The sequence below is a fragment of the Streptomyces sp. NPDC005302 genome, assembly GCF_040607345.1.
GTDB lineage: Bacteria > Actinomycetota > Actinomycetes > Streptomycetales > Streptomycetaceae > Streptomyces.
The window spans coordinates 236,533-262,293 of the sequence record NZ_JBEXGN010000005.1; the positions used below are offsets into that span (position 1 = coordinate 236,533).

At 71.3% G+C, this 25,761-nt stretch carries 23 protein-coding genes and 1 tRNA gene; 13 read left to right on the forward strand and 11 right to left on the reverse strand.

The annotated features are described in order from the left end of the window. Window positions 1-11: 11 nt before the first annotated feature. Window positions 12-1,607, reverse strand: a complete 1,596-nt coding sequence (locus ABZT74_RS09700) for a beta-N-acetylhexosaminidase (RefSeq protein WP_356433931.1) — start codon at window positions 1,605-1,607, stop codon at window positions 12-14. Window positions 1,608-1,723: 116 nt separating this feature from the next. Here ABZT74_RS09700 and ABZT74_RS09705 point away from each other — a divergent pair, with 116 nt between their 5' ends. Further along, the gene (locus ABZT74_RS09705; protein ID WP_356433932.1) at window positions 1,724-2,614 is read left to right on the forward strand and encodes a DUF4429 domain-containing protein; all 891 of its coding nucleotides are present in this window, start codon (window positions 1,724-1,726) and stop codon (window positions 2,612-2,614) included. Window positions 2,615-2,689: 75 nt separating this feature from the next. Here ABZT74_RS09705 and ABZT74_RS09710 read toward each other — a convergent pair whose 3' ends face one another. Next, window positions 2,690-4,261 (reverse strand): metallophosphoesterase family protein, encoded by a 1,572-nt coding sequence (locus ABZT74_RS09710; RefSeq protein WP_356433933.1) that lies wholly within the window; start codon window positions 4,259-4,261, stop codon window positions 2,690-2,692. A 164-nt stretch (window positions 4,262-4,425) separates the two neighbouring features. Here ABZT74_RS09710 and ABZT74_RS09715 point away from each other — a divergent pair, with 164 nt between their 5' ends. Together ABZT74_RS09715 and glmS are read left to right on the forward strand one after the other, a co-directional pair. Next, window positions 4,426-4,683, forward strand: coding sequence for a hypothetical protein (locus tag ABZT74_RS09715; RefSeq protein WP_355863081.1), 258 nt, complete (start codon window positions 4,426-4,428; stop codon window positions 4,681-4,683). 13 nt (window positions 4,684-4,696) lie between these two features. After that, window positions 4,697-6,514, forward strand: coding sequence for a glutamine--fructose-6-phosphate transaminase (isomerizing) (gene glmS / locus ABZT74_RS09720; RefSeq protein ID WP_355863079.1), 1,818 nt, complete (start codon window positions 4,697-4,699; stop codon window positions 6,512-6,514). Window positions 6,515-6,875: 361 nt separating this feature from the next. Here the strand turns inward: glmS and ABZT74_RS09725 are convergent, their stop codons facing one another. Beyond that, window positions 6,876-7,403: a universal stress protein gene (locus ABZT74_RS09725; protein WP_355863077.1), complete on the reverse strand. Its 528-nt coding sequence runs from the start codon at window positions 7,401-7,403 to the stop codon at window positions 6,876-6,878. 391 nt (window positions 7,404-7,794) lie between these two features. Here ABZT74_RS09725 and ABZT74_RS09730 point away from each other — a divergent pair, with 391 nt between their 5' ends. From ABZT74_RS09730 to ABZT74_RS09750, 5 genes are all read left to right on the forward strand, one after another. After that, window positions 7,795-8,310, forward strand: coding sequence for a hypothetical protein (locus tag ABZT74_RS09730; RefSeq protein ID WP_356171835.1), 516 nt, complete (start codon window positions 7,795-7,797; stop codon window positions 8,308-8,310). Window positions 8,311-8,693: 383 nt separating this feature from the next. Further along, window positions 8,694-9,926, forward strand: coding sequence for a helix-turn-helix domain-containing protein (locus ABZT74_RS09735; protein ID WP_355863073.1), 1,233 nt, complete (start codon window positions 8,694-8,696; stop codon window positions 9,924-9,926). Window positions 9,927-10,061: 135 nt separating this feature from the next. Continuing rightward, on the forward strand, window positions 10,062-10,664 hold the full coding sequence (gene orn / locus ABZT74_RS09740) for an oligoribonuclease (RefSeq protein WP_355863071.1): 603 nt from the start codon (window positions 10,062-10,064) through the stop codon (window positions 10,662-10,664). Between the two features lie 108 nt (window positions 10,665-10,772). Further along, window positions 10,773-10,845: transfer RNA gene (locus tag ABZT74_RS09745), tRNA-His, on the forward strand. Window positions 10,846-10,937: 92 nt separating this feature from the next. Continuing rightward, the gene (locus ABZT74_RS09750) at window positions 10,938-11,441 is read left to right on the forward strand and encodes a GNAT family N-acetyltransferase (RefSeq protein WP_356433934.1); all 504 of its coding nucleotides are present in this window, start codon (window positions 10,938-10,940) and stop codon (window positions 11,439-11,441) included. Window positions 11,442-11,443: 2 nt separating this feature from the next. On the opposite strand, the gene ABZT74_RS09755 is transcribed toward ABZT74_RS09750, so the two are convergent. From ABZT74_RS09755 to ABZT74_RS09765, 3 genes are all read right to left on the reverse strand, one after another. Then, a complete protein-coding gene (locus ABZT74_RS09755; protein ID WP_356171829.1) occupies window positions 11,444-12,271 on the reverse strand; it encodes a serine/threonine protein kinase in 828 nt (275 codons plus the stop codon). A 213-nt stretch (window positions 12,272-12,484) separates the two neighbouring features. Continuing rightward, a complete protein-coding gene (locus ABZT74_RS09760) occupies window positions 12,485-12,826 on the reverse strand; it encodes a hypothetical protein (RefSeq protein ID WP_356171826.1) in 342 nt (113 codons plus the stop codon). 371 nt (window positions 12,827-13,197) lie between these two features. Continuing rightward, window positions 13,198-14,253 (reverse strand): LacI family DNA-binding transcriptional regulator, encoded by a 1,056-nt coding sequence (locus tag ABZT74_RS09765; protein ID WP_355863065.1) that lies wholly within the window; start codon window positions 14,251-14,253, stop codon window positions 13,198-13,200. A 388-nt stretch (window positions 14,254-14,641) separates the two neighbouring features. On the opposite strand from ABZT74_RS09765, the gene ABZT74_RS09770 reads away from it, so the two are divergent. The 4 genes from ABZT74_RS09770 (at window position 14,642) to ABZT74_RS09785 (ending at window position 19,455) form a co-directional block, all read left to right on the forward strand. Then, complete coding sequence (locus ABZT74_RS09770) at window positions 14,642-15,967, forward strand: ABC transporter substrate-binding protein (RefSeq protein WP_356433935.1); 1,326 nt, start codon at window positions 14,642-14,644, stop codon at window positions 15,965-15,967. Further along, a complete protein-coding gene (locus ABZT74_RS09775) occupies window positions 15,964-16,992 on the forward strand; it encodes a sugar ABC transporter permease (RefSeq protein ID WP_355863061.1) in 1,029 nt (342 codons plus the stop codon). The genes ABZT74_RS09770 and ABZT74_RS09775 overlap by 4 nt, the downstream gene beginning before the upstream one ends. Further along, a complete protein-coding gene (locus tag ABZT74_RS09780; protein ID WP_355863059.1) occupies window positions 16,989-17,900 on the forward strand; it encodes a carbohydrate ABC transporter permease in 912 nt (303 codons plus the stop codon). The genes ABZT74_RS09775 and ABZT74_RS09780 overlap by 4 nt, the downstream gene beginning before the upstream one ends. A 124-nt stretch (window positions 17,901-18,024) precedes the next feature. Next, window positions 18,025-19,455 carry a GH1 family beta-glucosidase gene (locus tag ABZT74_RS09785; protein ID WP_356433936.1) on the forward strand — a complete coding sequence of 477 codons (1,431 nt, stop codon included), beginning with the start codon at window positions 18,025-18,027 and terminating at the stop codon, window positions 19,453-19,455. Between the two features lie 172 nt (window positions 19,456-19,627). On the opposite strand, the gene ABZT74_RS09790 is transcribed toward ABZT74_RS09785, so the two are convergent. The 3 genes from ABZT74_RS09790 to ABZT74_RS09800 form a co-directional block, all read right to left on the reverse strand. Next, window positions 19,628-21,106, reverse strand: a complete 1,479-nt coding sequence (locus tag ABZT74_RS09790; RefSeq protein WP_356433938.1) for a cellulose binding domain-containing protein — start codon at window positions 21,104-21,106, stop codon at window positions 19,628-19,630. Window positions 21,107-21,382: 276 nt separating this feature from the next. Beyond that, window positions 21,383-22,759, reverse strand: a complete 1,377-nt coding sequence (locus ABZT74_RS09795; RefSeq protein WP_356433939.1) for a HAMP domain-containing sensor histidine kinase — start codon at window positions 22,757-22,759, stop codon at window positions 21,383-21,385. Next, window positions 22,756-23,460 (reverse strand): response regulator transcription factor, encoded by a 705-nt coding sequence (locus ABZT74_RS09800; RefSeq protein WP_355863051.1) that lies wholly within the window; start codon window positions 23,458-23,460, stop codon window positions 22,756-22,758. Before ABZT74_RS09800 ends, ABZT74_RS09795 begins: the two co-directional genes overlap by 4 nt. A 156-nt stretch (window positions 23,461-23,616) precedes the next feature. Between ABZT74_RS09800 and ABZT74_RS09805 the strand changes: the two genes are divergently transcribed. Further along, on the forward strand, window positions 23,617-24,141 hold the full coding sequence (locus ABZT74_RS09805; protein WP_356433941.1) for a hypothetical protein: 525 nt from the start codon (window positions 23,617-23,619) through the stop codon (window positions 24,139-24,141). Between the two features lie 70 nt (window positions 24,142-24,211). Here ABZT74_RS09805 and ABZT74_RS09810 read toward each other — a convergent pair whose 3' ends face one another. Both ABZT74_RS09810 and ABZT74_RS09815 read right to left on the reverse strand, forming a co-directional pair. After that, window positions 24,212-25,114, reverse strand: a complete 903-nt coding sequence (locus ABZT74_RS09810) for a fused MFS/spermidine synthase (RefSeq protein WP_356433942.1) — start codon at window positions 25,112-25,114, stop codon at window positions 24,212-24,214. Window positions 25,115-25,191: 77 nt separating this feature from the next. Further along, on the reverse strand, window positions 25,192-25,629 hold the full coding sequence (locus ABZT74_RS09815) for a hypothetical protein (protein ID WP_356171804.1): 438 nt from the start codon (window positions 25,627-25,629) through the stop codon (window positions 25,192-25,194). Window positions 25,630-25,761 lie beyond the last annotated feature (132 nt).

Here is a 25,761-nt window from a genome sequence, read left to right on the forward strand (position 1 = left end):
GGCATCCGGGGCTAGCTCGCGGGCCAGGGGACCTGGGGCGAGCGGTGGTAGCCGATCCCGAGCGCGTCCCAGCGCGGGGCCTGCGCGGCGAGGCGCACCTTGTAGGAGTCCCAGTCGTGCGTGGAGGCGGGCGACCAGCCGAGTTCGGCGGCTCCGGGCAGCCTCGGGAAGGCCATGACGTCGATGTCGGCGGAGGTCACGATCGTCTCCGTCCACAGCGGCGCCTCGACACCCCTGACGGCCGAGGCGGGCACGCCGTCGAGGTAGCTGCCCGGATCCCAGTCGTACGCCCTGCGCACCTCGACGAGTCCTGCCCAGTCCTGGCCGAGCGGGGTGTCGGCGGTGTACTTCATGTCGAGGTAGAGCCGGTCGGCGGGCGACAGGACGATGCCGGTGCCGTTGTGCGCGGCCCGGGCGACCTGTGCCTTCTCGGCGGCGTCGGTGTCGTCGAGCCCCCAGTACTGCGCGATGGCGCCCTTCGCCGGAGTGGCTCCGGTCAGCTGGTGCCAGCCCATCACCTTCTTGCCGTACTTGGCGACCAGCGGCTGCACCGTGTCCATGAAGGTCACGTAGTCGGCGTGGCTGGTGGAGTGGGCCTCGTCGCCGCCGATGTGGAGGTACTCGCCCGGGGTGAGCGCGGCCAGCTCGCGGACGACGTCGTCCACGAAGGCGTACGTCACCGGCTTGTTCACGCACAGCGAGCTGAAGCCGACCTCGGTGCCGGTGTAGAGCGGCGGCGCGACCCCGTCGCAGTTCAGCTGGGCGTACGAGGCGAGCGCGGCGTTGGTGTGCCCGGGCATGTCGATCTCCGGGACGACCTCCAGGTAACGGGAGGCGGCGTAGCGGACGATCTCGCGGTAGTCGGCCTTGGTGTAGAAGCCGCCCGGTCCGCCGTCGGTCTGGGTGGAGCCGCCGTAGGTGGCGAGGCGCGGCCAGGAGTCGAGGGCGATGCGCCAGCCCTGGTCGTCGCTGAGGTGCAGATGCAGCTTGTTGACCTTGTAGAGGGCCAGTTCGTCGATGTAGCGCTTGACCTGGGGGACGGTGAAGAAGTGCCGGGAGACGTCGAGCATGGCGCCGCGGTAGCCGTAGCGCGGGGTGTCCGTGACGGTGCCGCCGGCGATCAGCCAGGGTCCGGACTGGACGGAGTTCTTCTCGACGGCGGCGGGGAGCAGCTGGCGCAGGGTCTGGACGCCGTGGAAGAGGCCGGCGGGCCGGCCGGCCGTGATGGTGACGCCCGACCTGCCGCTGACGAGGCGGTAGCCCTCCGCGCCGAGGCCCTTGCCGCCGAGCCGCAGCCGGATCGCCCCGTCGCCGTGCGCGGTGACGGGCAGCCGGTAGCCGGTGGAGGGCCGCAGGACGTCGGCGAGGTACGCGCCGACCGCGCGGACGGCGCGGGAGTCGTCGACGCGGATGCGGGTGCCCGGGGTGACGCGGTACGGGGATCCGCCCGGGGCGACGGAGGCGGGTGCGGGGACGACGCGGCCCAGCGGCGTGGGGGTGGAGGGGGTGGTCCGTACGGTCGGTGCGGCTCCGGTGAGGGAGATACCGGCCGCGGCCACGAGCAGCAGCGTTCCGAGAAGGCGGGGCGTTCTGTGGTGCTGTCTCACATGCGCTCCCATCGATGCCCGGCACGGCTCCGAGCGGCCTCGGGGGTGGGCCGCTCACCGTGCCGTCGAATTGGTCGAGACCACTCTCCCGCAGTCGCGGTGGAACAATCCCCTTCATGGCGGAAATCATCCAGCGGGACGGCACCTGGGTCTTCGACGGCGACGCGCTGCGGCTGACCCCGGGACGGGACAGGAACGTCGGCCTGCTGCGCAGGGAGCTGGGTGAACTGGCCGTGCCACTGGGCGCGTTGGCCGGTGTCTCGCTGGAGCAGGGCAAGAAGGCCGGGCGGCTGAGGCTGCGGCTGCGGGACGGCGCGGACCCGCTGCTCCAGGCGACGGGCGGCAAGCTCGGCGATCCGAACGATCCCTACCAACTGACGGTCGAGGCCGACCGGTTCGGCGTCGCCGAGTACTTCGTGGACGAGGTGCGGAACGCGCTGCTGCTCGACGAGGTGCCCGCGGGGCCGGTCGACGGCTATCTGCTGCCCGGCCCGGCGGTTCCGCTGGCCGCCTCGGCCGGTGACGGCACGGCGACCTTCGACGGGGAGTCCGTACGTCTGGAGTGGAACTGGAAGACGGAGGAGGCGAAGTCGGCGGGCGGCGCGCGCACGCTCGCGCTCGGCGAGATCACGGCCGTCGAGTGGCATCCGGCGGTCGGCCTGGAGAACGGCTGTCTGCGCTTCACCGTGCGGGGTGCGGAGACGAAGGCGCCGCCGAAGTACGACCCCAACTCCGTGGAGCTGTGGGGCTTCAAGAAGGACCCGCTGATGGCTTTGGTCGCGGCGGCGGTGCAGGCGCGGCTGCCGCATCCGGCGGCGTCCGCGCCCGAGGGGGCCGCGGTACCGGGCGCGGAGGCGCGCCGGGCGGCGATCCCCGCGCCCGCGTCCGAGGCCGATCACGACGCCCTGCTGCGCAGGCTCAGGGAGCTGGGCGAGCTGCGCCGCGAGGGCGTCCTGACCGAAGAGGAGTTCGCGCTGGCCAAGCAGGCGGTCCTCAAGCGTCTGTGACCGCGGACGCGTCGAGGACCGCCCGCTCGCGGGTCGGCGGCCGTACGTCCCCGTGCCCGGGGCGTACGGGGCTGCCTACTTGGCCCGGCGGGCGACCGTGAAGTGGTCGACCTCGGCGCCGGTCTCGGCGATGCCGCGGACCTTCAGCGTGGCCAGGCGGCCCCGGGAGGCGGGCGTGACGTCGACGCGCAGGAACGAGTAGTTGAGGTAGCGCACGCGCGACCAGGTGACCGTCTCGTTCTGCTTGCCGTCCTTGAGGTTGATGAAGGAGGCGACCGACTCGACCTCGTTCTCCTTGCCCTCGTAGGACTCCGGGGCGGTGAAGGCGTAGAGGCTGCGGCCGGCCGCGCCCGCCGTGACGTAGACGACGCCGTCGGTCTCCGGGTAGGCCGTGCCGCCGATCGGCAGCTTCTTGGTGACCGCGTTGTTCTTGATGACGTCGGTGCGCTCGTACTGGTGGTTGTGGCCGTTGATCACCAGGTCGACGGTGTACTTCTCGAACAGCGGCACCCACTCCTGTCGCACGCCCCCCTCCGAGGCGTGCGCCGTGGAGGTGCAGTACGCGCAGTGGTGGAAAAAGATCACGATGAAGTCGACGTCCCGCGCGGCCCGGTACTTCTTGAGCTGGGTCTCCAGCCACTTGGTCTGGGTGCCGCCGGAGATGCCGAGGTTGGCCGGGATCTCGAAGGAGATGTCGTTGGCGTCGAGCGAGATGATCGCCGTGTTGCCGTGCACGAAGGAGTAGACGCCGGGCAGGTTGGCCTTGTCGGGGCCGTTGTCGGGCAGCGTCCAGCGGGCCTCCTCGCCGCCGTACCCGTTGGGCGAGTACCAGGCCTCCATGTCGTGGTTGCCGTAGGCCGGCATCCAGGGGACCTGCTTGGCGACGGTCTCGGTCTGGGCGAGGAACTGGTCCCAGATGCGCGAGTCGAAGCCGGTGTCCTCCTTCTTGCCCGCGCCGGACGGGTCCGCGTACGCGATGTCGCCGGCGTGCAGGTGGAAGGACGGGTTCTGGGCGAGCAGCAGGGCGTCGTTGGCGAGGCCGTGGTAGCCGACGCCCTCGTCGCCGAAGGCGGTGAAGGTGAACGGCTCGGCGCGGTCGGGCGCGGTGGTGAAGGTGCCGAGTGTGCCGAGGAGGTGGGGCGCGGCGGGGTCGAAGCCGGCGTGGCCCACGCCGTAGTAGTACGTCTTCCCGGGGCGCAGGTGGGTGAGTTTGGCGTGCAGGTAGTACTGGGTGTGGTCGCCGCTCGCGCCCACGCCGGCCGGGGTGTAGAGGGTGCGGACCTCGGCGTCGATCTTGCGGGAGAGGTCCCAGGGCTGGGCGCCGATACGGATGTAGGGCCGGCTGACCGCGGCCGGCACCTGCCAGGAGACGGTCATCTCGGTGCGCGGGTCGTTGCCGAAGGCGAGGTGACGGCCGAAGGGGGCGACGAGCGCGCCGTCCACCTTCTCCGTGGAGGCCGAGGCCGCCGTCCCCTTCGTCGGGACCGCGGCCTGGGCGACGGCGCCCGGCACGAAGGCACCGCCGGCGACGGCACCGAGGGTCACGGCGCCGCCTCTGATCATGTTGCGCCGCGAGAATTTGGCGCGCAGGTACTCGTGCTGCTCGGCCATGCTCATGTTCTCGGCGAGCCGCTCGGGTACGCCCATGCGTGGAGTGTCCATGGCTCCAGAAGTTGCTCCCGGCAATCGACGGGGCGCAAGACGCCGGATGGACAGCTTGCAAACAGCGGTCCATGAGAGTTTCAACAACCACTTGCCCGATATCGGGCAGGATTCTTGCGAATCGCCTTTCGGTACCCCAGGATCATCGGGTGCACGACGAACTTGTTGATCACTTGACGCGGTCCACGCCCCTGAGCCGGGGCGAGGCGCTGCGCGTGGTCCAGGACGTGCTCGCCTGGTTCGACGAGACGACCGAGGAGTACGTCCGTCGCCGCCACCGTGAACTCCAGGCGCAGGGCCTGGTGAACGCGACGATCTTCGAACGGATCGAGGCGGACCTGAAGTACCGCGCGGTCGCGCCGCCCGAGCTCAGCCTCAGGCAGCTGCGCCGCATCGTCTACGGCTGAGGAATACGTATATATGTGCGGAATCGTCGGATACATCGGCAGGCGTGACGTGGCGCCGCTGCTCCTGGAGGGCCTGCAGCGCCTGGAGTACCGCGGCTACGACTCGGCGGGCATCGTCGTGACCTCGCCGAAGGCCGCCGGCCTGAAGATGGTCAAGGCCAAGGGCCGGGTCCGTGACCTGGAGGCCAAGGTCCCCAAGCGGTTCGCCGGCACCACGGGCATCGCCCACACCCGCTGGGCCACGCACGGCGCCCCCTCCGACGTGAACGCACACCCCCACATGTCGGCCGACAGCTCGGTCGCCGTCGTCCACAACGGCATCATCGACAACGCCTCCGACCTGCGCAAGAAGCTGGAGGCGGACGGCGTCGAGTTCCTCTCCGAGACCGACACCGAGGTCCTCACCCACCTCATCGCCCGCTCCGGGCAGGAGAAGCTCGAGGACAAGGTCCGCGAGACCCTGCGGGTCATCGAGGGCACCTACGGCATCGCCGTGATGCACGCCGACTTCCCCGACCGCATCGTGGTGGCACGCAACGGCTCCCCCGTCGTGCTCGGCATCGGCGAGAAGGAGATGTTCGTCGCCTCGGACATCGCCGCGCTGGTCACCCACACCCGCCAGATCGTGACCCTCGACGACGGCGAGATGGCCACCCTCAAGGCCGACGACTTCCGCACCTACACCACCGAGGGCACCCGGACGACGTCCGAGCCGACCACCGTGGAGTGGGAGGCCGCGTCGTACGACATGGGCGGCCACGACACGTACATGCACAAGGAGATCCACGAGCAGGCCGAGGCCGTGGACCGGGTGCTGCGCGGCCGGATCGACGACCGGTTCTCGACGGTCCACCTCGGCGGCCTGAACCTGGACGCCCGTGAGGCGCGCCAGATCCGCCGCGTGAAGATCCTCGGCTGCGGCACCTCGTACCACGCGGGCATGATCGGCGCCCAGATGATCGAGGAGCTGGCCCGCATCCCCGCGGACGCCGAGCCGGCCTCCGAGTTCCGCTACCGCAACGCGGTCGTCGACCCCGACACCCTGTACGTCGCCGTCTCCCAGTCCGGTGAGACGTACGACGTGCTGGCCGCCGTGCAGGAGCTGAAGCGCAAGGGCGCGCGGGTGCTCGGCGTGGTCAACGTCGTCGGTTCGGCGATCGCCCGCGAGGCCGACGGCGGCATGTACGTCCACGCGGGCCCCGAGGTCTGCGTCGTCTCGACGAAGTGCTTCACCAACACCACGGTGGCGTTCGCGCTGCTCGCCCTGCACCTCGGCCGCACCCGTGACCTGTCGGTCCGCGACGGCAAGCGGATCATCGAGGGCCTGCGCAAACTGCCCGCGCAGATCACCGAGATCCTGGAGCGCGAGGACGAGATCAAGAAGCTGGCCGAGCAGTACGCCGAGGCCCGCTCGATGCTCTTCATCGGCCGCGTCCGGGGCTACCCGGTGGCCCGTGAGGCCTCCCTCAAGCTCAAGGAGGTCTCGTACATCCACGCCGAGGCCTACCCGGCCTCCGAGTTGAAGCATGGCCCGCTGGCCCTCATCGAGCCCGCGCTCCCCACGGTCGCGATCGTCCCCGACGACGACCTGCTGGAGAAGAACCGTGCCGCCCTGGAGGAGATCAAGGCCCGCAGCGGCAAGATCCTCGCCGTCGCGCACCAGGAGCAGGAGAAGGCCGACCAGACGATCGTCGTCCCCAAGAACGAGGACGAGCTGGACCCGATCCTGATGGGCATCCCGCTCCAACTGCTGGCCTACCACACGGCGTTGGCGCTCGGCCGGGACATCGACAAGCCGCGCAACCTGGCCAAGTCGGTCACCGTCGAGTAGCCCGTCCCGCCAAGTCCCTTACGGGAAGCCGGACATGAACGGTCCCCGTGCGCGCCACCTGCGCACGGGGACCGTTCCCGAAGGGCCGGAGCCGCCCAATACCCCGGCCCGCGCCGATCTCAGCCGGTGGCCGTCACACCCCGGCCGCGGCGCGTCGCGGCAGTCCTGGGGCGGCGTGGAGTGTCCTGCTGTCCGGTGCGGTCGAAGTGCCGCGTCCCGGCGGTCGCCGCCACAAGGACCGGCGTCCGGTGTTATTCCCCCCACCAGGGCACGAACACCCGCTACGCGCCGGTAGGTTGACCCGTCGCGCGCAGCGGCGGGAGTCCCGCCCGGGGATCGGTACGGCCGGGGCGACGGGGCGTCAGGGAATGACGATCACCGGGCGCCTGGCGCGCTTGGCGAGCCGCCCCGCGACGGAGCCGAAGAGGCGTCCGACGATGCCGTGCGTGGAGCCGACGACGATCGCGTCCGCCTCGTACTCCCGCCCCACCTCTTCGAGTTCGTGGCAGATGTCGCCGCCGCGCTCGACCAGGATCCACGGCACCTCGGAGAGGTACTCGGCGCAGGCCAGTTCCAGTCCCAGCACCTCGGTGCGGTGGTCGGGGACGTCGACGAAGACGGGTGGCTCGCAGCCCGCCCACACCGTGGTGGGCAGCCGGTTGGCCACGTGCACGATGATCAGGCCCGAGCCGGAGCGGTGAGCCATGCCGATCGCGTAGGCGAGGGCGCGCTCGCTGGACGTCGAGCCGTCGAAGCCGACGACGACGCCGTGCTTGAAAGCGGGATCGCAGGACTGGCGCGGAGCTTCCGCCGCCAGGGGCTCGGCCGCCGTGGGATCGGCGAGCGGGCGCTTGCGGTCCGCGTGATCGAAGAATTCGTGACCGGCCATGGTTGTCTCGGCGTCTGGATCCTCGTGGTGGGGACGACAACGATCGGCAGAGCTGTGTCTGGGAAACATCTTCCCAACCCCATACCCCCAAGGGTACGGCGGCACGCCTCCTCTGCCCAGATCGCGCGCGCCTTACGCGGCGTTCCAGGGAGCATGCATGAGAGGCGCCCGTAACGCAATGGTTGCTGCCCCGTACAGGCGGTTTGCACAGGGTTCACCCGGGGACGGGCGCTTTCCCGACCGTACGGGGCCCTTGCGCGGGCCCCGCACCCCCTGCCGGACGGCGGAGACAGGGGGCCGGGCAGTGACCGGCCGGTCGACCATGCGTTGAACCCTGCGCAGCCACCGCCATGGAGAGCATGGAGAACACAGGAGTACCAGGGAGCAGAACGTGCCCGGACCCGACACCGCCCCCCGCCCCTCCGGCCCGTCCGCGTCCCCCGGCACGCCCCCGTCCGGATCACGCCCCGCGGCACAGCCCGGATCGCACGCCGCCCCGCGCCCCGCGACGGCACCCGCGACCGACTCGGTGAGCGACCTGGTCCGCTGGGCGGCCTTCAGCTGCGTCCTCGTCCCCGTGGTCCTCTTCTGGTACGGCACCTCACTGGCCGGCGCGACCGGCACCGCCCTCGGTCTCGCGGCCGTGACCGGAGCCTGCCTGGTGCTGCTGCGCCGGTCCGAGCGGGGCGCGGCCGTCCTGCGCGAGCAACAGCGGGACGCCGCACGGCCGTCCGCGCGGCAGCGGACGCCGCAGCAGCGGGGCCGGCACGGGAGGACGGCACCGGGCCCGGCGGCGGACGCGGGACGTGGGAACGGTGCGGAGGCGGGGGTCGGCCAACGCGGCGGAAGCGGCTCGGGAGCCCGTCGTGGCGGACGTCACGGTGCGGGAATCAAGCCGGTCGACTGACCGGTTTGCACGCACTCCTGCGTTTCTTTTCAGCCAACTTCTCGTTATGGCCCATCCCTTGGTCGAACGACCCCCCAACCCCCGTTCCACCTGCACCGAAAGGGGTGAGCGGGGCGCGCACACCCTACGTGGATTGGCCACTGCCACGAGGCGCACTTCCCTGCACGGCCCACGAGTGCAACGCTTCGTGATCGAATGCTTCACGCCAAGTTGCCATGTCGACATTCTGCGGAGTACCGAACTGGTCACCTTGGCGCCACGGGACACAGTAGATTCGATCTTGTCTTACGGCGGGGGACTCGTGCAGGACCGAGGGGAAATGTGTTGGAGCGACAAACCCGAAAGGTTGAGGGCGCCGCGACCACCGAGGGGGGCTTAGCAGGATGAGCCACGACTCCACTGCCGCGCCGGATGCCGCGGCCCGGAAGCTGTCCGGGCGACGCCGCAAGGAGATCGTCGCGGTGCTGCTGTTCAGCGGCGGCCCCATCTTCGAGAGTTCCATACCGTTGTCGGTGTTCGGGATTGACCGCCAGGACGCCGGCGTGCCGCGCTACCGCCTATTGGTGTGTGCCGGTGAGGAAGGCCCGCTGCGGACCACAGGGGGCCTGGAACTCACCGCACCACATGGCTTGGAAGCGATCTCCAGGGCCGGCACGGTGGTCGTGCCCGCCTGGCGGTCGATCACCTCGCCACCACCCGAGGAGGCACTCGACGCACTGCGCCGCGCGCACGAGGAAGGTGCCCGCATAGTCGGACTGTGCACCGGCGCCTTCGTACTGGCCGCGGCCGGTTTACTGGACGGCCGTCCGGCGACCACCCACTGGATGTACGCACCGACACTGGCCAAGCGTTACCCGTCGGTGCACGTCGACCCCCGCGAACTCTTCGTGGACGACGGCGACGTGCTCACCTCGGCGGGGACGGCGGCCGGAATCGATCTCTGCCTCCACATCGTGCGCACGGACCACGGCAACGAAGCCGCCGGCGCGCTCGCCCGGCGCCTGGTGGTGCCGCCGCGGCGCAGCGGCGGCCAGGAGCGCTACCTCGACCGGTCGCTGCCGGAGGAGATCGGCGCCGACCCGCTGGCCGAGGTCGTCGCCTGGGCACTCGAGCACCTCCACGAGCAGTTCGACGTGGAGACGCTGGCGGCGCGCGCCTACATGAGCCGCCGCACCTTCGACCGCCGGTTCCGTTCGCTGACCGGCAGTGCTCCGCTGCAGTGGCTCATCACGCAGCGCGTGCTGCAGGCACAGCGGCTGCTGGAGACGTCCGACTACTCGGTCGACGAGGTCGCGGGCCGCTGCGGCTTCCGCTCACCGGTCGCGCTGCGCGGTCACTTCCGGCGCCAGCTGGGATCGTCCCCGGCCGCGTACCGGGCGGCGTACCGCGCCCGCCGGCCACAGGCGGAGCGTTCGGTGGACACGGAGAGCGCGACGGGTCCGGTCGGACCGCCACCGTCGGTGCACCAGGAGCATCCGGGCCCCGTCCCGATGCAGACCCGGCGCACCGCGGCGGCCCTGGGCGCCTCGGCGCTCTCGCCGGACGCACTGCGCGAACGGCCGGAGCTGTACATCGCGGGCCGGGCCGGACTGCCCGGGCAGCGCAGCGCGCCGTAGCCCGACCGCCCCGTACGTGAGGGCCCGCACCTTCGGGTGCGGGCCCTCACGCATGCCGGCCGCGAGGCGCACCGCCGCCGCGGCCCGGCGCACGCGCGGGTCCACCTGACCGGGGCGGGCCGTAGGGTGAGACACATGAACGATCGCATGGTGTGGATCGACTGCGAGATGACCGGGCTCTCGTTGTCGGATGACGCGCTCATCGAGGTGGCCGCGCTGGTCACCGACTCGGAACTGAACGTACTCGGCGACGGTGTGGACATCGTGATCCGCCCGCCGGACGCCGCCCTGGAGACGATGCCGGACGTGGTGCGCCAGATGCACACGAACTCCGGTCTGCTGGAGGAGCTCGCCGGGGGCACGACCCTGGCGGACGCCGAGGAGCAGGTCCTCTCCTACGTACGGGAGCACGTCAAGGAGCCCGGCAAGGCCCCGCTGTGCGGGAACTCCGTCGGCACCGACCGCGGTTTCCTGCTGCGCGACATGGCGAGCCTGGAGAGCTACCTCCACTACCGCATCGTCGACGTGTCCTCGGTGAAGGAGCTGGCGCGCCGCTGGTACCCGCGGGCGTACTTCAACAGCCCGGACAAGAACGGCAACCACCGCGCCCTCGCCGACATCCGCGAGTCCATCGCCGAGCTCCGCTACTACCGCGAGGCGATCTTCGTCCCGCAGCCCGGACCGGACTCGGACACCGCCCGCACCATCGCCGCCAAGCACGTCGTACCCACCGAGTAGGCCTTTGACGGGGCCCTCGCGGGCCCCGGAAAAAGCCGTGCGCGAGCACCCCTTCCGACCCTGTACACTTTTTCTCGGCCGGTCGGAGCAGCACGAAGACCGGACATGGTGGGTGTAGCTCAGTTGGTAGAGCACCTGGTTGTGGTCCAGGTGGCCGCGGGTTCAAGTCCCGTCACTCACCCTGAGTAGTCAGCCGGTGATCTGTTGAACAGGTCACCGGCTGACTGCGTTCCGGGGGAACCCGTCCGCGAGCGGCCGCCGAACGGAGACGCCATGGACCCCGAGCCCGACACCTCCACCGCCCGGCTCGATCTGCTCCCGCTGCGGGCCCGGCACGCCGAGGAGATGGCCGCGGTGCTCTCCGATCCGGCGCTGCACGCCTTCATCGGCGGGGAACCGGCCTCCGTCGACGCGCTCCGGGCACGGTACGAGCGGCTCGTCGCCGGCTCCCCCGACCCCGCCGTCATCTGGTGCAACTGGGTGCTCCGGGCGCGCCCGGAGGGGTGCCTGGTGGGGACCGTCCAGGCCACCGTCGAGGGCGGGGCCGCGGAGATCGCCTGGGTGGTGGGCACGCCCTGGCAGGGCCGCGCGTACGCGGTGGAGGCGGCGCGGTCACTGGTCCCGCTGCTGACCGGCGCGTTCGGCGTCCATACGGTCGTCGCGCACGTCCACCCCGAGCATCACGCCTCCGCCGCCGTCGCCGCGGCGGCGGGGCTGTCACCGACCGACACCCGGCAGGACGGCGAGGTCCGCTGGGAACTGACGGTGCGTGACTGACGTCAGCGCTGCCGGGACCCGCCCGCCGTGCGCCATGCCGCCGCGAAGCGGTGGACGTCCGGGAAGCGGTCGTCCGGGGCGGGGAACGTGGCACGCTCGACGACCGCCAGCAGCTCCGGGGTACCGCGCCAGGCCCGCTCGTCGTCGCCCGCGTCGAGTAGCAGACGGGCCGCGCGGCCGAGCGTGAAGACGGTCGTACGGGTGTCGATCACGGCCCCGCGCTCGAACTCCTCCGGGGCCATGAACCGTCGTGAGCCGGGAAGCCGCTCCTCGTCGAGGACGAAGGGGCCCGGCCGATAGGCGTCCAGGTCGACGAGGTGGACCGTCCGGCCGGTGAAGTCGTAGAGCAGCGTGCCGTCGTAGAAGTCGACGGCGACGTGGCCGGCGGCCTCGACGGCGAGGTGCGCGTCGAGGACCCGGTCGAACGCGCGCAGGATGTCGGCGACGGGCAGGGACCGGAAGCGGGCCATCGGACTGCCCGGGGCCGTACGGTCCCGGGGGCCGGCCGCGGCGGGGTGGTACAGCACCTCGCCCTCGCGCCACGGCATGACCACCGCCCACCCGTCCCGGACGGCCATCCGGTGGACCTGCGGCACGATCGCCGTGTGCCGTACGGCCCGGTGGAACGCCCATCCCCGGTCGAGCGAGCGGCGGCCCCGTTCGTCGGCGGCCTCCTTGACGAACCAGCGGGCGCCGTCGAGCAGACGCACGCCGTAGGAGACACACCCGGAGTCCTGCTCACGGAACACCGTGAACACCTCACCCACCCGGCCCAAGTACATCTCCACGGCGGGCACTTCGTCGACTCCGAGCAAGGGATGCAGGACCATACCCGCCAGCCTGCCCTACCGAGCCCCCCGAAAGGACGGAAACCGCAGGCCAGGCATTCCGGGCGCGTCGGACCTTCCCGCTCCGGGCACAGAAGAAGTGCCCTCCGCCCCGGACGCGGGACCTGGCACGGTCCCGCGTCGCGGCGCGGAGGGCACTTCGGAGTCGTCATGTGCCCTCACGGCCCGAACCGGGCCGCGAGGGGGACGGGAGGGCTAGCAGGCCTTGTTCTTGATGCCCGAGCCCTTGGTCCAGGCGATCCCGCCGTAGGCGAAGGACTCCTTCTTGTTCCTGCCGATCGAGAAGTCCGGGTCACGCCGTGCGGCGACCGTGACGCTGAAGCACGCCGTGTGGGCGCAGCTGTTCTTCACCTCGACCATGCGGTTGAAGCGCTTGTTGTACCAGCGGACGACCGTCACACAGCCGGCCGCCTGTGCCGAAGCCTGCGACGCTCGCGGCGCCGTCCCCTGCGACACGGCCATCGCCTGGCCCCCGAAGCCGGCCAGCGATCCCGCGAGCGCGGTCGCCACCGTGGCAAGAGCTACGGTCCTACGCATGTTTCCCCCTGATCGTCGATGTGGGGGGACGCGAAAGGTCCTGGTCAGGGACCGCTTCCCCCCGGTTCGACGGCAACGCTAGACCAGATGGATCAGAGGTCTCCACAGGTATTCGCGCGCTCCCGGGACAGTGGGCCGGCGACGACCGAAAGCCCTCTTCCGTTTGCTGACGCCACGGGCAACCGACGTGCGCACACCCCGCTCCACATGGGCCGAAGACCCGTGTGCGAACACGTGCGTTGCCATGTGTGACGCTCGACACGACCTCTTCCGGCCAGTGGTTCAACGGTTGAGCGACTCGGGGTGCTGGTCCCCCGGCTCCCGCCCGGACGAGGGGGCGGAGTTCGTTCACCCGGCCGGCAGCGCCGGGGTCACGACGACGCCCGCACCACCAGCTCCGCCGGCAGGACCAGTTGGCGCTGTTCCAGGGTGCGGGAGGCGGTGGGGCGGCGGTCCGCTATTTCGCCGATGAGGAGGTCGGTCATCGCGCGGCCCATGTCCTCGATGGGCTGGCGGACGCTGGTGAGGGGCGGTTCCATGTGGCGGGCTATGGCCGAGTCGTCGTAGCCGATCAGGGCCACGTCGTCCGGGATGCGGCGGCCGGTCTCGCGCAGGACCTGACGGGCGCCCGCCGCCATGACGTCGGAGCCGGCGAAGACCGCGTCGAGGCCGGGGCAGCGTTCCAGCAGCAGGGTCATGGCCCGGCGTCCGCCCTCCTCGGTGAAGTCGCCCGGCACGATCAGCCGGTCGTCCACCGGGCGGCCCGCGTCGAGCAGCCCCTGGCGATAGCCGGCGACGCGCTGCTGGGCTCCGTACACGTCCATCCGGCCGGCGAGATGGACGATGGAGCGGCGGCCGCGGGCGACCAGGTGCGCCACGGCCGCGCGGCCCCCGCCGTAGTTGTCGGAGTCCACCGACGGCAGCGTCTCCTCGGCCGAGCGCCGGCCGCTGATCACCGCCGGGATCTCCAGCTGGGAGAGCAGGTCGGGCAGCGGGTCGTCCGCGTGCACCGAGACGAGCAGGACCCCGTCCACACGGTGCGCCGCCAGGTACTGGGCGAGGCGTTCGCGCTCCCGGTCGCTGCCCGCGAAGATCAGCAGCAACTGCATCTCGGTGTCGGAGAGTTGCGCTCCGACACCGCGCAGCATGTCAGAGAAGTACGGTTCCGCGAAGAACCGGGTCTCCGGCTCGGGGACGACCAGGGCGATGGCGTCCGTGCGGTTGGCCGCCAGGGCACGGGCCGCCGTGTTGGGGACGTAGCCGAGCTCGGCGACCGCCGCCTCGACCGCGGCGCGGGTCGCGTCGCTGACCCGCGGGGAACCGTTGATCACCCGGGAGACCGTGCCGCGGCCCACGCCGGCGCGCGCGGCCACCTCTTCGAGGGTGGGCCGCCCGCCGCTGCGGCCCCGCGCTCCGTGGACTGCCATGGGCTTCGCCCTCCCGTCGACACCAAGTGGCCTGGAATGTAACAGCCCCGTCCGCCGAGGTGAGCGCCGCTCACGTCCGCGTGGAGCCCTCTCCCGTACCCCGGCGCTCGCCTTCGGGCTCCGAAGGGGCTATAAGACAACTCTGGCCATGTAGCGGAATGACATCTTCAGCTAACAGGCCGATAACTGAACGCATCTCTCCGCTCCCCCACCCTTGACACCCCCGCGGGAACCGACGACTCTTCAACACATCACTGGTGGGAGCGCTCCCACAGTACCTGACACATACACAACCCGCACGTTCCCCGCCCGAGCCGCAGCGAGTAACAACGGGCGCCACCAATGCAGTTGGCCGGGGGGTCGGCACGTCAGGCAACAGGAGGACGCAATGCGCACGAGTACCCGCCGGTCCCGCAGGCTGGGGGCCATCGCGGCCGTCGCCGCGCTCGCCACGGGGCTGCTGGCCGGATGTTCCAACGACCCGGACAGCGGCTCGTCGGACGCGGACAACGGTGGCAGCGGCAAGGGCAACACGACCCTGACCGTCGGCACCTTCGGCGTCTTCGGCTACAAGCAGGCCGGTCTCTACGACGAGTACATGAAGCAGCACCCGAACATCTCGATCAAGGAGAACGTCACCACCCGCACCGACGTGTACTGGCCCAAGACGCTCACCCGTCTGCAGGCCGGCGCCGGTACCGACGACCTCCAGGCGATCGAGGTCGGCAACATAACGGAGGCCGTCCAGACCCAGTCCGAGAAGTTCGTGGACCTCGGCAAGCAGGTCGACAAGTCGCAGTGGCTGGACTGGAAGCTCGCCCAGGCCACCACGAAGGACGGCAAGACCATCGCGCTCGGTACGGACATCGGTCCGATGGCGATCTGCTACCGCAAGGACCTCTTCGAGAAGGCCGGTCTGGAGACCGACCGCACCAAGCTCGCCGCGCAGTGGAAGGGCGACTGGGCGAAGTACGTCGACCTGGGCAAGCAGTACATGAAGAAGGCGCCGAGCGGCACCAAGTTCGTGGACTCCGCCTCCTCGGTCTACAACGCCGCGCTCGGTGGCGAGAGCCAGCGGTACTACGACAAGGACGGCAACGTCATCTGGGACAAGTCCACGGGCGTCAAGAAGTCCTGGAACGCCGCGATGACGGTGGCGACCAGCGACATGTCGGCGAAGCTGAAGCAGTTCGACCCGACCTGGGACCAGGGCTTCGCCAAGGGTTCGTTCGCGACGGTGGCCTGCCCCGCCTGGATGATGGGCTACATCCAGGAGAAGTCCGGTGACGCCGGCAAGGGCAAGTGGGACGTGGCGGCCGCGCCGACCGCGGCCAACTGGGGCGGTTCGTTCATCGGCGTGCCGACGGCGGGCAAGCACCAGAAGGAGGCCATCGCGCTGGCCAAGTGGCTGACCGCGCCCGAGCAGCAGGCGAAGGTCTTCGCCAAGCAGGCCAGCTTCCCGTCGACCCCGGCGGCGTACGACACCCTGAAGCCGGCGGCCGCGACGACGTCGTACTTCTCGGACGCGCCGATCACGCAGATCTTCGCCGACTCGGCGAAGACCATCCCGGTCCAGAGCTTCGGCACCAAGGACCAGCCGATCGGCACCGCGATCACCGACGTGGGCATCCTCCAGGTCGAGCAGAAGGGCAAGTCCCCCGAGCAGGGCTGGAACGCGGCCAAGGCGGAGATCAAGGACGTGCTCGGCCAGTGACCAGCTCCAAGCAGGCTCTCGCGCACCCCGCGACGAGCGCCGACGCCGCGCCCGGCTCCCAGCCGGGCGCGGCCCGGGGCGCTCAGGGTCGCGGTACACCGCCGCCGGGCCCGGACTCCTGGCGCAGCCGGCTGTACCGCTGGGACATGAAGGCGTCGCCGTACGCGTTCATCGCCCCCTTCTTCATCATCTTCGGGGCCTTCGGGCTCGTCCCGCTGCTCTACACGGCCTGGTACTCGCTGCACAACGTGCAGCTGTCCGGCCTGGACCACCAGACCTGGGCGGGCCTGGACAACTACAAGAACCTGCTGTCCTCGGAGTTCTTCTGGAACGCCCTGGAGAACACGTTCACCATCGGTGTCATCTCCACGGTGCCGCAGCTGGTCATGGCACTGGGGATCGCCCACCTGCTCAACTACCGGCTGCGCGGCTCGACCGTGTGGCGGGTCGTGATGCTCACCCCGTACGCCACCTCGGTGGCGGCGGCGACGCTCGTCTTCACGCTGCTGTACTCGTGGGACGGCGGCATGATCAACTGGCTGCTCCACTTCGTCGGGGTCGACCCGATCAACTGGCGCGAGTCCGACTGGGGCGGTCAGTTCGCCGTCTCCTCGATCGTGATCTGGCGGTGGACCGGCTACAACGCGCTGATCTACCTCGCGGCGATGCAGGCGATCCCCGCCGACCTGTACGAGTCGGCGGCGCTCGACGGCGCGGGCCGCTGGCAGCAGTTCCGCCACGTCACGGTTCCGATGCTGCGGCCGACGATCCTGTTCACGGTGGTCGTCTCCACGATCGGCGCGACGCAGCTGTTCGGTGAGCCGCTCCTGTTCGGCGGGGTCAGCGGTTCGAAGGGCGGCTCCGCGCACCAGTACCAGACGCTCGGCCTCTACATGTACGACCAGGGCTGGGGCATCGGCAACCTCGGCAAGGCGTCGGCGATCGCGTGGACCATGTTCCTGATCCTGCTGATCATCGCCGCGATCAACCTGCTGGTCACCCGACGGCTGAGGAAGACCCAATGACCACCACTGAACTGACGGCCCCTCAGGAAGAGGCGAAGGGGGCTCCGGAGGACCGGGTCCCCGTACGGCGCCGGTTCCTCGGCGCGGGCAAGCAGCTGCACGCGGGTCCGGTCACCTACCTCGTCCTGACCGTCTTCGCGCTGCTCTCGCTCGCCCCGCTGGTCTGGACGGCCATCGCGGCCTCCCGCAACAACGTGCGGCTGGCGCAGTCACCCCCGCCGCTGTGGTTCGGCGGGAACCTGTTCAAGAACCTCCAGGCCGCGTGGGAGCAGGCCGGGCTCGGCACCGCGATGGTCAACTCCACGATCGTCGCCGGGACCATCACGCTCGGTACGGTCGTGTTCTCCACGCTCGCCGGGTTCGCCTTCGCCAAGCTGCGGTTCAGGTTCTCCGGTCTCCTGCTGCTGCTGACCATCGGCACGATGATGATCCCGCCGCAGCTGGCCGTCGTGCCGCTGTACCTGTGGATGAGCAACCTGGGCTGGTCCAACCAGCTGCAGACGGTCATCCTGCCCACCCTGGTGAGCGCCTTCGGCACGTTCTTCATGCGGCAGTACCTGATCCAGGCGCTGCCCAGCGAGCTGATCGAGGCGGCGCGGGTCGACGGCGCCAGCAGTCTGCGGGTCGTCTGGCACGTCGTCTTCCCGGCCGCGCGGCCGGCCATGGCGGTGCTCGGCCTGCTGACGTTCGTGATGGCCTGGAACGACTTCCTGTGGCCGATCATCGCGCTCAACCAGCAGAATCCGACCGTGCAGGTCTCCCTGGCCTCGCTGGGCACCGGATACATCCCCGACCAGTCCGTGATCATGGCGGGCGCGCTGCTCGGCACGCTGCCGCTGCTCATCGCCTTCCTGCTCTTCGGCAAGCAGATCGTCGGCGGGATCATGCAGGGCGCGATCAAGGGCTGACCACCCCGCCCGGGGGCCGGGCCACCGCTGCCCCGGCCCCCTGCCTCGCTCGCCCGCTCCATCTCCCGCCCCTCTCCCCCTCCTCCGACCCGTCGGTCTTCACGACCCCCTTGGGAGCGCTTCCATGCCTGAGTCCGTAACCCCTGTGACTTTCCCTCCGGCCTTCCTCTGGGGCGCGGCGACCTCCGCCTACCAGATCGAGGGCGCGGTGAGGGAGGACGGCCGCACCCCCTCGATCTGGGACACCTTCAGCCATACGCCGGGCAGGACGGCCGGCGGCGAGCACGGTGACATCGCTGTCGACCACTACCACCGCTACCGCGACGACGTGGCGCTGATGGCCGACCTCGGCCTGAGCGCGTACCGCTTCTCGGTGTCCTGGTCGCGGGTGCAGCCGACCGGCCGGGGGCCCGCCGTCCAGCGCGGCCTCGACTTCTACCGGCGGCTGGTGGACGAGCTGCTCGCCCACGGCATCAAGCCGGCCGTCACCCTCTACCACTGGGACCTGCCGCAGGAGCTGGAGGACGCGGGCGGCTGGCCCGAGCGGGAGACCGCGCTGCGCTTCGCGGAGTACGCGCAGATCGTGGGCGAGGCGCTCGGCGACCGCGTCGAGCAGTGGATCACTCTCAACGAGCCCTGGTGCAGCGCGTTCCTCGGGTACGGCTCCGGGGTGCACGCCCCCGGCCGGACGGACCCGGAGGCCTCCCTTCGCGCGGCCCACCACCTCAACCTGGCCCACGGGCTCGGCACGTCGGCGCTGCGTTCCGTGATGCCGTCCCGCAACTCGATCGCGGTGAGCCTCAACTCCTCGGTGGTCAGGCCCGTTTCGCAGGACCCGGCGGACCTGGACGCCGCACAGCGCATCGACGACCTCGCCAACGGCATCTTCCACGGGCCGATGCTGCACGGCGCGTACCCGCGGACGCTGCTCGCGGCGACGCGGTCGGTCACCGACTGGTCGTTCGTCCAGGAGGGCGACCTCAAGACGATCAAGCAGCCGCTGGACGCGCTCGGTCTCAACTACTACACGCCGACGCTGGTCTCGGCCGCCGAGGCGCCCGCGGACGGTCCGCGCGCGGACGGTCACGGTGCCAGCCCGCACTCCCCGTGGCCCGGAGCGGACGACGTCGCGTTCCACCAGACGCCGGGCGAGCGCACGGAGATGGGCTGGACGATCGACCCGACGGGTCTGCACGACCTGATCATGCGCTACACCCGTGAGGTGCCGGGCCTGCCGCTGTACGTGACGGAGAACGGCGCCGCCTACGACGACAAGCCGGACCCGGACGGCCGCGTCCACGACCCCGAGCGCATCGCCTACCTGAACGGCCACCTGTCCGCCGTGCACCGGGCGATCGCCGACGGCGCGGACGTCCGCGGCTACTACCTCTGGTCCCTGATGGACAATTTCGAGTGGGCGTACGGCTACGGCAAGCGGTTCGGCGCGGTGTACGTCGACTACGCGACCCAGGTCCGCACCCCGAAGTCGAGCGCCCACTGGTACAGCCAGGCCGCACGCACCGGGACGCTCGCACCCGTGACGCCCGCCGAGTAGGCCGGGTACGGGGGGCGGAGGACACGGGGACGGGGGACACGGGGGCGGGGCGCGGCACCGAGGGGGGTGCCGCGCCCCGCTGTTCCCGGGCCGGGTCGGACGCTACGACGCCCCGGCCGGGTGGGGGGTGGAGAGACTCCGGCCGGGGCGCGCAACCCCCGTTTTCGGATGGCTACTTGTAGGCCCCGAAGGCCTTCGAGAAGGCGCCGTCGCTCTGCACGACGGAGCTGCAGACCGGGTCGGCGGAGTTCTTGGCGCCGCCGGCGCACTGCTTGTCGCGGGTCGCGGACCACATGGAGAGCCAGCCGAGGCCCTTCGACTGCGCGAACGTCACCAGCTGCGCGGCGTCGTCGACCTTGAAGATCTCGGACGAGACGTCGTTGACGCCGATCATCGGGGTGATGGCGACGGCCTTCCACGCGGCGCTGTCGGAGAGGCCGAGGACGCTCTTGACCTGCGCCTGCGTGGCGGTGGCGGCCTGCTCGGCGTAGGTGCCCATGTCACCGCTGTAGGCGGGTCCGTAGTCCATCGCCATGATGTTCACGGTGTTGATCCTCACGCCGTTCGACTTGGCGTTGGAGAGCAGGTTCACGCCGTCCTGGGTGAGGCCCTCGGGCATGACCGGCAGGGTGAACGAGACGTCCAGGTCCGGGTGCTGCTGCTGGAGCTTGGCGACGGCCTTCGCGCGGGTGGTGTTCGCGGCCGTGTTCGGCAGCGCCCCGCCCTCGATGTCGAAGTCCACCTTCGTGAGCTTGTACGCGTCGACGGCCTTCCCGTACGCCGCCGCGAGCGTGTCCGCCGAGGAGCAGGTCGTGGCCAGCTCCGAGCCGGAGGCGCCGCCGAAGGAGACCCGGACGTCGCCGCCCTTCGCGCGGAGCGCGCCGATCTGCGCGGCCACCGCGTCGCTCGCGAGGTCGCTGACGCCGCCCCACTTGGGGGTGCAGCCGCCGCCGTCGGTGATGAAGGCGAGGTTGTAGTTCTTCACGCCGGTCGCCTCGGCCGCCTTGACCAGGTCGAAGGCCGGGTAGAGGGAGGTGTCGACGTAGGGCGCGAAGCCCGCCGTCGTGGCGCTGCCGCTGCCCGAACTCTGGGTGGGGGTGGGGGTGGTGGCCGTCGCGGTCGGCTTCGGGGTCTCGCTCTGCGAGGCGGTGGCGGTCGGCTTCGGCGTCGCGGTGGGGCTCGCCGACTCGCTCGGGCGGCCGCTCGGCTCGGGCGTCGCGCCCCCGTCCACCGAGCACTTGGCGTCGTCGATGAGACAACCGGTCGGGTTCGCGGTGCCGTTCACGACGAAGCCGACGGTGACGGTCGCGCCGGGCGCGAGGCCGTCCTTGTCCCAGGACGGGGGGCTGACGGTGACGTGCTGCCCGCTCACCTTCGACGTGCCGTTCCACAGCGAGCCGAGCGTGTTGCCGGAGGGCAGGTCGAACTCCAGCTTCCAGTCCTTCTTCGCCTGGGCGGTGTCGTTGGTGATGACGTACTGCGCGGTGTAGCCGGTCGACCAGTCGCTGGTCTTCGTGTACGCCGCGCCGACGCTCGCCGCCTGCGCGCTGCCGGTGAACAGGAGGGCGCCGCCGCCGACCACGGCCGCGGCGACCACGCCGCCTATCGCCTTGTTCCTGCCACTGACCTTGCGCCGGTGCGTACTGCTCATCGCGTGCCTGCCTTCGCGGTTTCACGGGGGTTCTCGGGGGGCCCATGGGGGGTGCGGCACACGCTAGCGATCCGGAATCGGTCAAACCGGCCCATCCGGACGGCGGTTGCGGATCTTAGGGTCCGCTTAAGGAAGGCATCGGGGACGGTTAAAGGTCGAGACCAATATGGGCGGTTCGACGGGGCGGCGCGAGGACGGAACGGCTCGGCACCCGGCGGTGACCGGCCGGCGTTCCCGGCGTCACACGGCCGGTCCGCGGTGCGCGCGGGACCGTGCTCAGCTCACAGCCGCGCCGCGCCTGCGGCGCCGGACGGTCCCCCGGTGGCCGCGGCGGACCGGGGCGCGGCCGTCCAGCTGGATCCAGATGCGCACCTCGGTTCCGCCCAGGACGGAGGAGCCGATCCGTACGTCACCGCCGGTCGACTCCGCGAGCCGGCGCACGATGTCCAGGCCGAGGCCCGTCGAGCCGTCGCTGCCCGAGCCCCCGCCGCGCGCCATGGCGGCCTCCGGGTCCACGATGCCCGGGCCCGCGTCCGAGACCAGCAAGATCACCGCGTCCTCGCCGTTGTGCACGTCGACCGCGAAGGCCGTGCCCTCGGCGGTGTGCCGGAAGACGTTGCCGAGGAGGGCGTCGAGCGCGGCCGCGAGATCCGCGCGGGCCACCGGGATGCGGACCGGCCGGTCCACCCCGGCCACCCGCACCTTGCGGCCCTCGTCCTCGGCGAGCGCCGACCAGAAGTCCATGCGCTCACGGACCACTTCGGCCGCGTCGCACCCGGCGCCGGCGCCGATCGCCGCGGTCTGCGGCTTGGCGTCCCGGGCCGTCCGGATGATCGTGTCGACCTCGCGCTCCAGCTGCGCGACGGCGGCCCGGGTCTGCTCGGCCGCCGGACCGTCGCCGAGCGAGGCCGCGTTGAGGCGGAGCACGGTCAGCGGGGTGCGCAGGCGGTGCGAGAGGTCGGCGGCCAGCTCCCGCTCGTTGGCGAGGAGTTGGACGACCTGGTCGGCCATCGAGTTGAACGCGACGGCGGCCAGGCGCAGTTCGGTCGGCCCTTCCTCGGGCACCCGGGCGCCCAGCTTCCCCTCCCCCAGCTCGTGCGCGCTCTCGACCAGGCGCTGCGCGGGCTGGACCATCCGGATGCCGAGCCGGTCGGCGACCGCGACGGAGCCGACGATGAGCGCGATGCCCACCGCGGCGAGGACCGCCCAGGCCGTGCCCACGCCGTTGCTGACCTCGGCCTCGGGGACGTACACCTCGACGACCGCGATCTCGCCGGAGCTGAGCGCGATGGGCTGGAGCAGGGTCGAGCCGCCGGCCACCTCGGTGGTGGAGGCCCGGCCGAGCTTGCGGGTCATGGCGATGTCCTTGGCGGCGGCAAGCCCCTTGCCGATCTCGACCGCGGGCTCACGGTCGGCGGCGGGTATGTGCACGCCGATGCCCGCGTCCGAGCCGGCCGAGGCGACGACGCGCTCCAGCTCGTCCCGGTCGGTGGTGATGGAGAGCGCGGGCGCGATGGCGGCGGCCTCCCGCTCGGCGTTCGAGAACGCCCGGTCGCGCGCCATCTCCTTGATCACCAGGCCGAGCGGCACCGCGAAGGCGACGACGACCATCGTCGTCACCGCCACGCAGACCTTGACCAGGGCCCACCTCACAGCGGTCGCTCCGCCCTCGGCGGCTCCAGCTTCACGCCGACGCCCCGCAGGGTGTGCAGATAGCGCGGTCGCGCCGCCGTCTCGCCCAGCTTCCGGCGCAGCCAGGACAGATGGACGTCGATGGTCTGGTCGTCGCCGTACGCCTGTTGCCACACCTCGGCGAGCAGTTCCCTGCGCGGGACGACGACTCCGGGGCGGCCGGCGAGGAAGGCGAGCAGGTCGAACTCGCGCCGGGTGAGGTCGAGTCGTACGCCGTCCAGCTCGGCCTGGCGGCGCAGCGGGTCGATGGCGAGGCCGCCGACGCGGATGACCGTGGACGGCGGGGCGTCGGCCGTGCTCGTGCGGGAACGGCGCAGCACCGCGGCCATCCGCGCCGACAGGTGCTCGACCGAGAAGGGCTTGGTCAGGTAGTCGTCCGCTCCGTCGTTCAGCAGGCGGACGATCTCCGTCTCGTCGTCCCGCGCGGTGGCGATGATGACGGGTACGTCGGTGATGCCGCGCAGCATCTTCAGCGCCTCGGACCCGTCCAGATCGGGCAGTCCGAGGTCGAGGATCACGACGTCGAAGGAGAAATGGGCGACCTCGCGCAGCGCCTCCAGGGCCGTACCGACGCTGCGCACGGTGTGCGCGGCCTCGGTCAGGTGCCGGATGAGGGCCGAGCGTACGAACTGGTCGTCCTCGACCACGAGCACACTTGCCATGGGCGGCACCGTAGCCCATCCGGGCGATGCCCCACGGCGCCTGTGGACAACCCCTTCCGGGCACCTGTGGACAATCCCGGCCGGAGGTCCGCGGAGCCTCCCGGCGGTGCCGGGTCCCCGAGACACCCGTGGGGCGCGTGGTGCAGTATGGCGGCGATGCGCAGAGGACTCGTACACGTACTCGCGTGGTCGCTCGCCACGGGCGCGGCGGTCACGCTGTCGTGGTGGGGTGTGCACACGGTGATGACGGGGACGGCGTACGACCCCCCGCGCGCCCTGCCCATCACGGCGGCCGGCGCGACGGCGCGGGAGTCGAAGCCACTGGCCTCCTCGACCCACCGGGCCGAACCGTCGAAGAAGGCGCCGGACAGTCCGTCCGCGACACCGCGGGCCGGCGCGACACCGAGGGCGTCCGCGTCCCCGAGCGGCAGCGGCCCGCCCGCCTCCCCGAGCGCGTCCGGCAAGGTCAAGAGCTACGACACCGACGGCGGCCGGGCGGTCTTCGACATCGGGCCCGCCTACGCGACGCTGGTCTCCGCGACACCGAAGGCCGGCTGGTCGATGCAGGTGTGGAAGACCGAGTCGTGGATCCGCGTGGAGTACACCTCGGGCGCGGACCGGGTGTCGGTGTTCTGCACCTGGCACGACGGACCGCCGCGCGTGGAGATCGGGACGTACTGACCTCCGGCGGGACCCGGCCGGGACTTCCGGACTCCCGGCGTCCCGGTCGGCGGGTCAGCGGGTCGGCGGGTCAGCGGAAGACCGAGGGCGGCGGGGCCGGTGACGCCACGGCCGCCGCGTCGGTGACCGGTACGGCGCCGCCCGTGAAGTCCGTGAGCTGCCTGCCGTGTTCGACCCGCGCGGGGTGCGGGTCGGAGGCCGCGCGGCGGGTGAGTTCCGCGGCGGCGAGCGGCAGCCCGGAGGCGACGAGGACGGCGTTGCCGAAGCGTTTGCCGCGCAGCACCGCCGGGTCGGCGATCAGGGCGAGTTCGGGGAAGACGGCGGCCACGGTGGCGATCTGGCCGCGCAGGTGGGCGAGCGGCGGTCCGTCGGCGAGGTTCGCGGCGTAGACCCCGGAGGTCTTCAGTGCGCGGCGGACCTCCGTGACGAACTCGACGGACGTGAGGTGCGCCGGGGTGCGTGCGCCGCTGAAGACGTCCGCGATGACCAGGTCGGCCCAGCCGTCGGGCACCTTGGCGAGCCCTTCGCGCGCATCCGTGGACCGCACCCTGATCCGGGCGTTCGGATCCAACGGGAGTTCGCGGCGGACCAGTTGGACGAGGGCCGCGTCACGCTCGACGACCTGCTGGGTGGACCGGGGGCGGGTCGCGGCGGTGTAGCGGGCGAGACTCAGGGCGCCGCCGCCGAGGTGCACGGCCTGCACGGGCTTGCCCGCCGGCGCGACGAGGTCGATGACGTGGCCGAGGCGGCGCTGGTACTCGAAGCTCAGGTAGGACGGGTCGTCGAGGTCCACGTGGGACTGCGGGGCGCCGTCGATGAGCAGCGTCCAGCCGCGCGCCCGGTCCCGGTCGGGCAGCAGCTCGGCGAGCCCGCCGTCGACGGTCTCGACGACCGCCTCGGCCGCCTGACCGCGCCGCGCGCCCCGTCCCGTGTCGCGCCGGTCGTCCGACCGCTGGTTCTTCGCCCGTGCCATTCCGCCATTATCGGGGGGCGCGGGCGGCTCGGCTCAGCGGCGGGTCACCGGGGACGGACGGCCGTGGGCCGGCCGCGTCACCGGCACCCGTCCGCGGCCTCGATGAGCCGGGCGGCCTCGCCCAGCGCGGCCCGGAGCACCGCCGGGTCGGTGGCGAGGTCGGCCTCGCCGGGCGGCAGGAGCCAGTCCGAGCCCTCGACCGGGGGCCGGGGGGCCAGCCGCAGACCGCGCCCCTCCGTCTGTGTGCAGGTGCTGCCCGGCACGTCCCAGGCGTCCGCGGTGCCGGGCGGCACCAGGAAGCCGAGGGTGTCGCAGTCGTCGTCGTGCAGCACGGGCCCCACGGCGTCGCAGGCGCCGCGGCGCAGGATGTCGACCGCCTCCAACCCCTGACGTGCCGGAACGGTCACGAGATCGCACTCGGCGACCGGGCGCTGGGGGGCGCCGTGGTCCGGGGACGGTCTGTGCTGTGCCGTCGACAGTGGTGTACGTGACTCGATGCTCTGCCTGATCTGCATCCCGGCCTCCAACGGAACCCCTCCTCATGACGAGTGGGTCGGGAGTTCGGGCGGCTCCCGGTCCAACGGGTTCAACGCGCCAGGACGTCAACGGCTACGGCGAAACTCCGCCGCAAAGGATGGCAGTTCATG

Bases quoted from the DNA above. Each gene is read 5' to 3' on its own strand.
- ABZT74_RS09705 (WP_356433932.1), top strand. From the start codon at position 1,724: ATGGCGGAAATCATCCAGCGGGACGGCACCTGGGTCTTCGACGGCGAC.
- ABZT74_RS09710 (WP_356433933.1), bottom strand. From the start codon at position 4,261: ATGGGCGTACCCGAGCGGCTCGCCGAGAACATGAGCATGGCCGAGCAG.
- glmS (WP_355863079.1), top strand. From the start codon at position 4,697: ATGTGCGGAATCGTCGGATACATCGGCAGGCGTGACGTGGCGCCGCTG.
- ABZT74_RS09725 (WP_355863077.1), bottom strand. From the start codon at position 7,403: ATGGCCGGTCACGAATTCTTCGATCACGCGGACCGCAAGCGCCCGCTC.
- ABZT74_RS09735 (WP_355863073.1), top strand. From the start codon at position 8,694: ATGAGCCACGACTCCACTGCCGCGCCGGATGCCGCGGCCCGGAAGCTG.
- orn (WP_355863071.1), top strand. From the start codon at position 10,062: ATGAACGATCGCATGGTGTGGATCGACTGCGAGATGACCGGGCTCTCG.
- ABZT74_RS09750 (WP_356433934.1), top strand. From the start codon at position 10,938: ATGGACCCCGAGCCCGACACCTCCACCGCCCGGCTCGATCTGCTCCCG.
- ABZT74_RS09755 (WP_356171829.1), bottom strand. From the start codon at position 12,271: ATGGTCCTGCATCCCTTGCTCGGAGTCGACGAAGTGCCCGCCGTGGAG.
- ABZT74_RS09760 (WP_356171826.1), bottom strand. From the start codon at position 12,826: ATGCGTAGGACCGTAGCTCTTGCCACGGTGGCGACCGCGCTCGCGGGA.
- ABZT74_RS09765 (WP_355863065.1), bottom strand. From the start codon at position 14,253: ATGGCAGTCCACGGAGCGCGGGGCCGCAGCGGCGGGCGGCCCACCCTC.
- ABZT74_RS09770 (WP_356433935.1), top strand. From the start codon at position 14,642: ATGCGCACGAGTACCCGCCGGTCCCGCAGGCTGGGGGCCATCGCGGCC.
- ABZT74_RS09780 (WP_355863059.1), top strand. From the start codon at position 16,989: ATGACCACCACTGAACTGACGGCCCCTCAGGAAGAGGCGAAGGGGGCT.
- ABZT74_RS09785 (WP_356433936.1), top strand. From the start codon at position 18,025: ATGCCTGAGTCCGTAACCCCTGTGACTTTCCCTCCGGCCTTCCTCTGG.
- ABZT74_RS09790 (WP_356433938.1), bottom strand. From the start codon at position 21,106: ATGAGCAGTACGCACCGGCGCAAGGTCAGTGGCAGGAACAAGGCGATA.
- ABZT74_RS09800 (WP_355863051.1), bottom strand. From the start codon at position 23,460: ATGGCAAGTGTGCTCGTGGTCGAGGACGACCAGTTCGTACGCTCGGCC.
- ABZT74_RS09805 (WP_356433941.1), top strand. From the start codon at position 23,617: ATGCGCAGAGGACTCGTACACGTACTCGCGTGGTCGCTCGCCACGGGC.
- ABZT74_RS09810 (WP_356433942.1), bottom strand. From the start codon at position 25,114: ATGGCACGGGCGAAGAACCAGCGGTCGGACGACCGGCGCGACACGGGA.
- ABZT74_RS09815 (WP_356171804.1), bottom strand. From the start codon at position 25,629: ATGCAGATCAGGCAGAGCATCGAGTCACGTACACCACTGTCGACGGCA.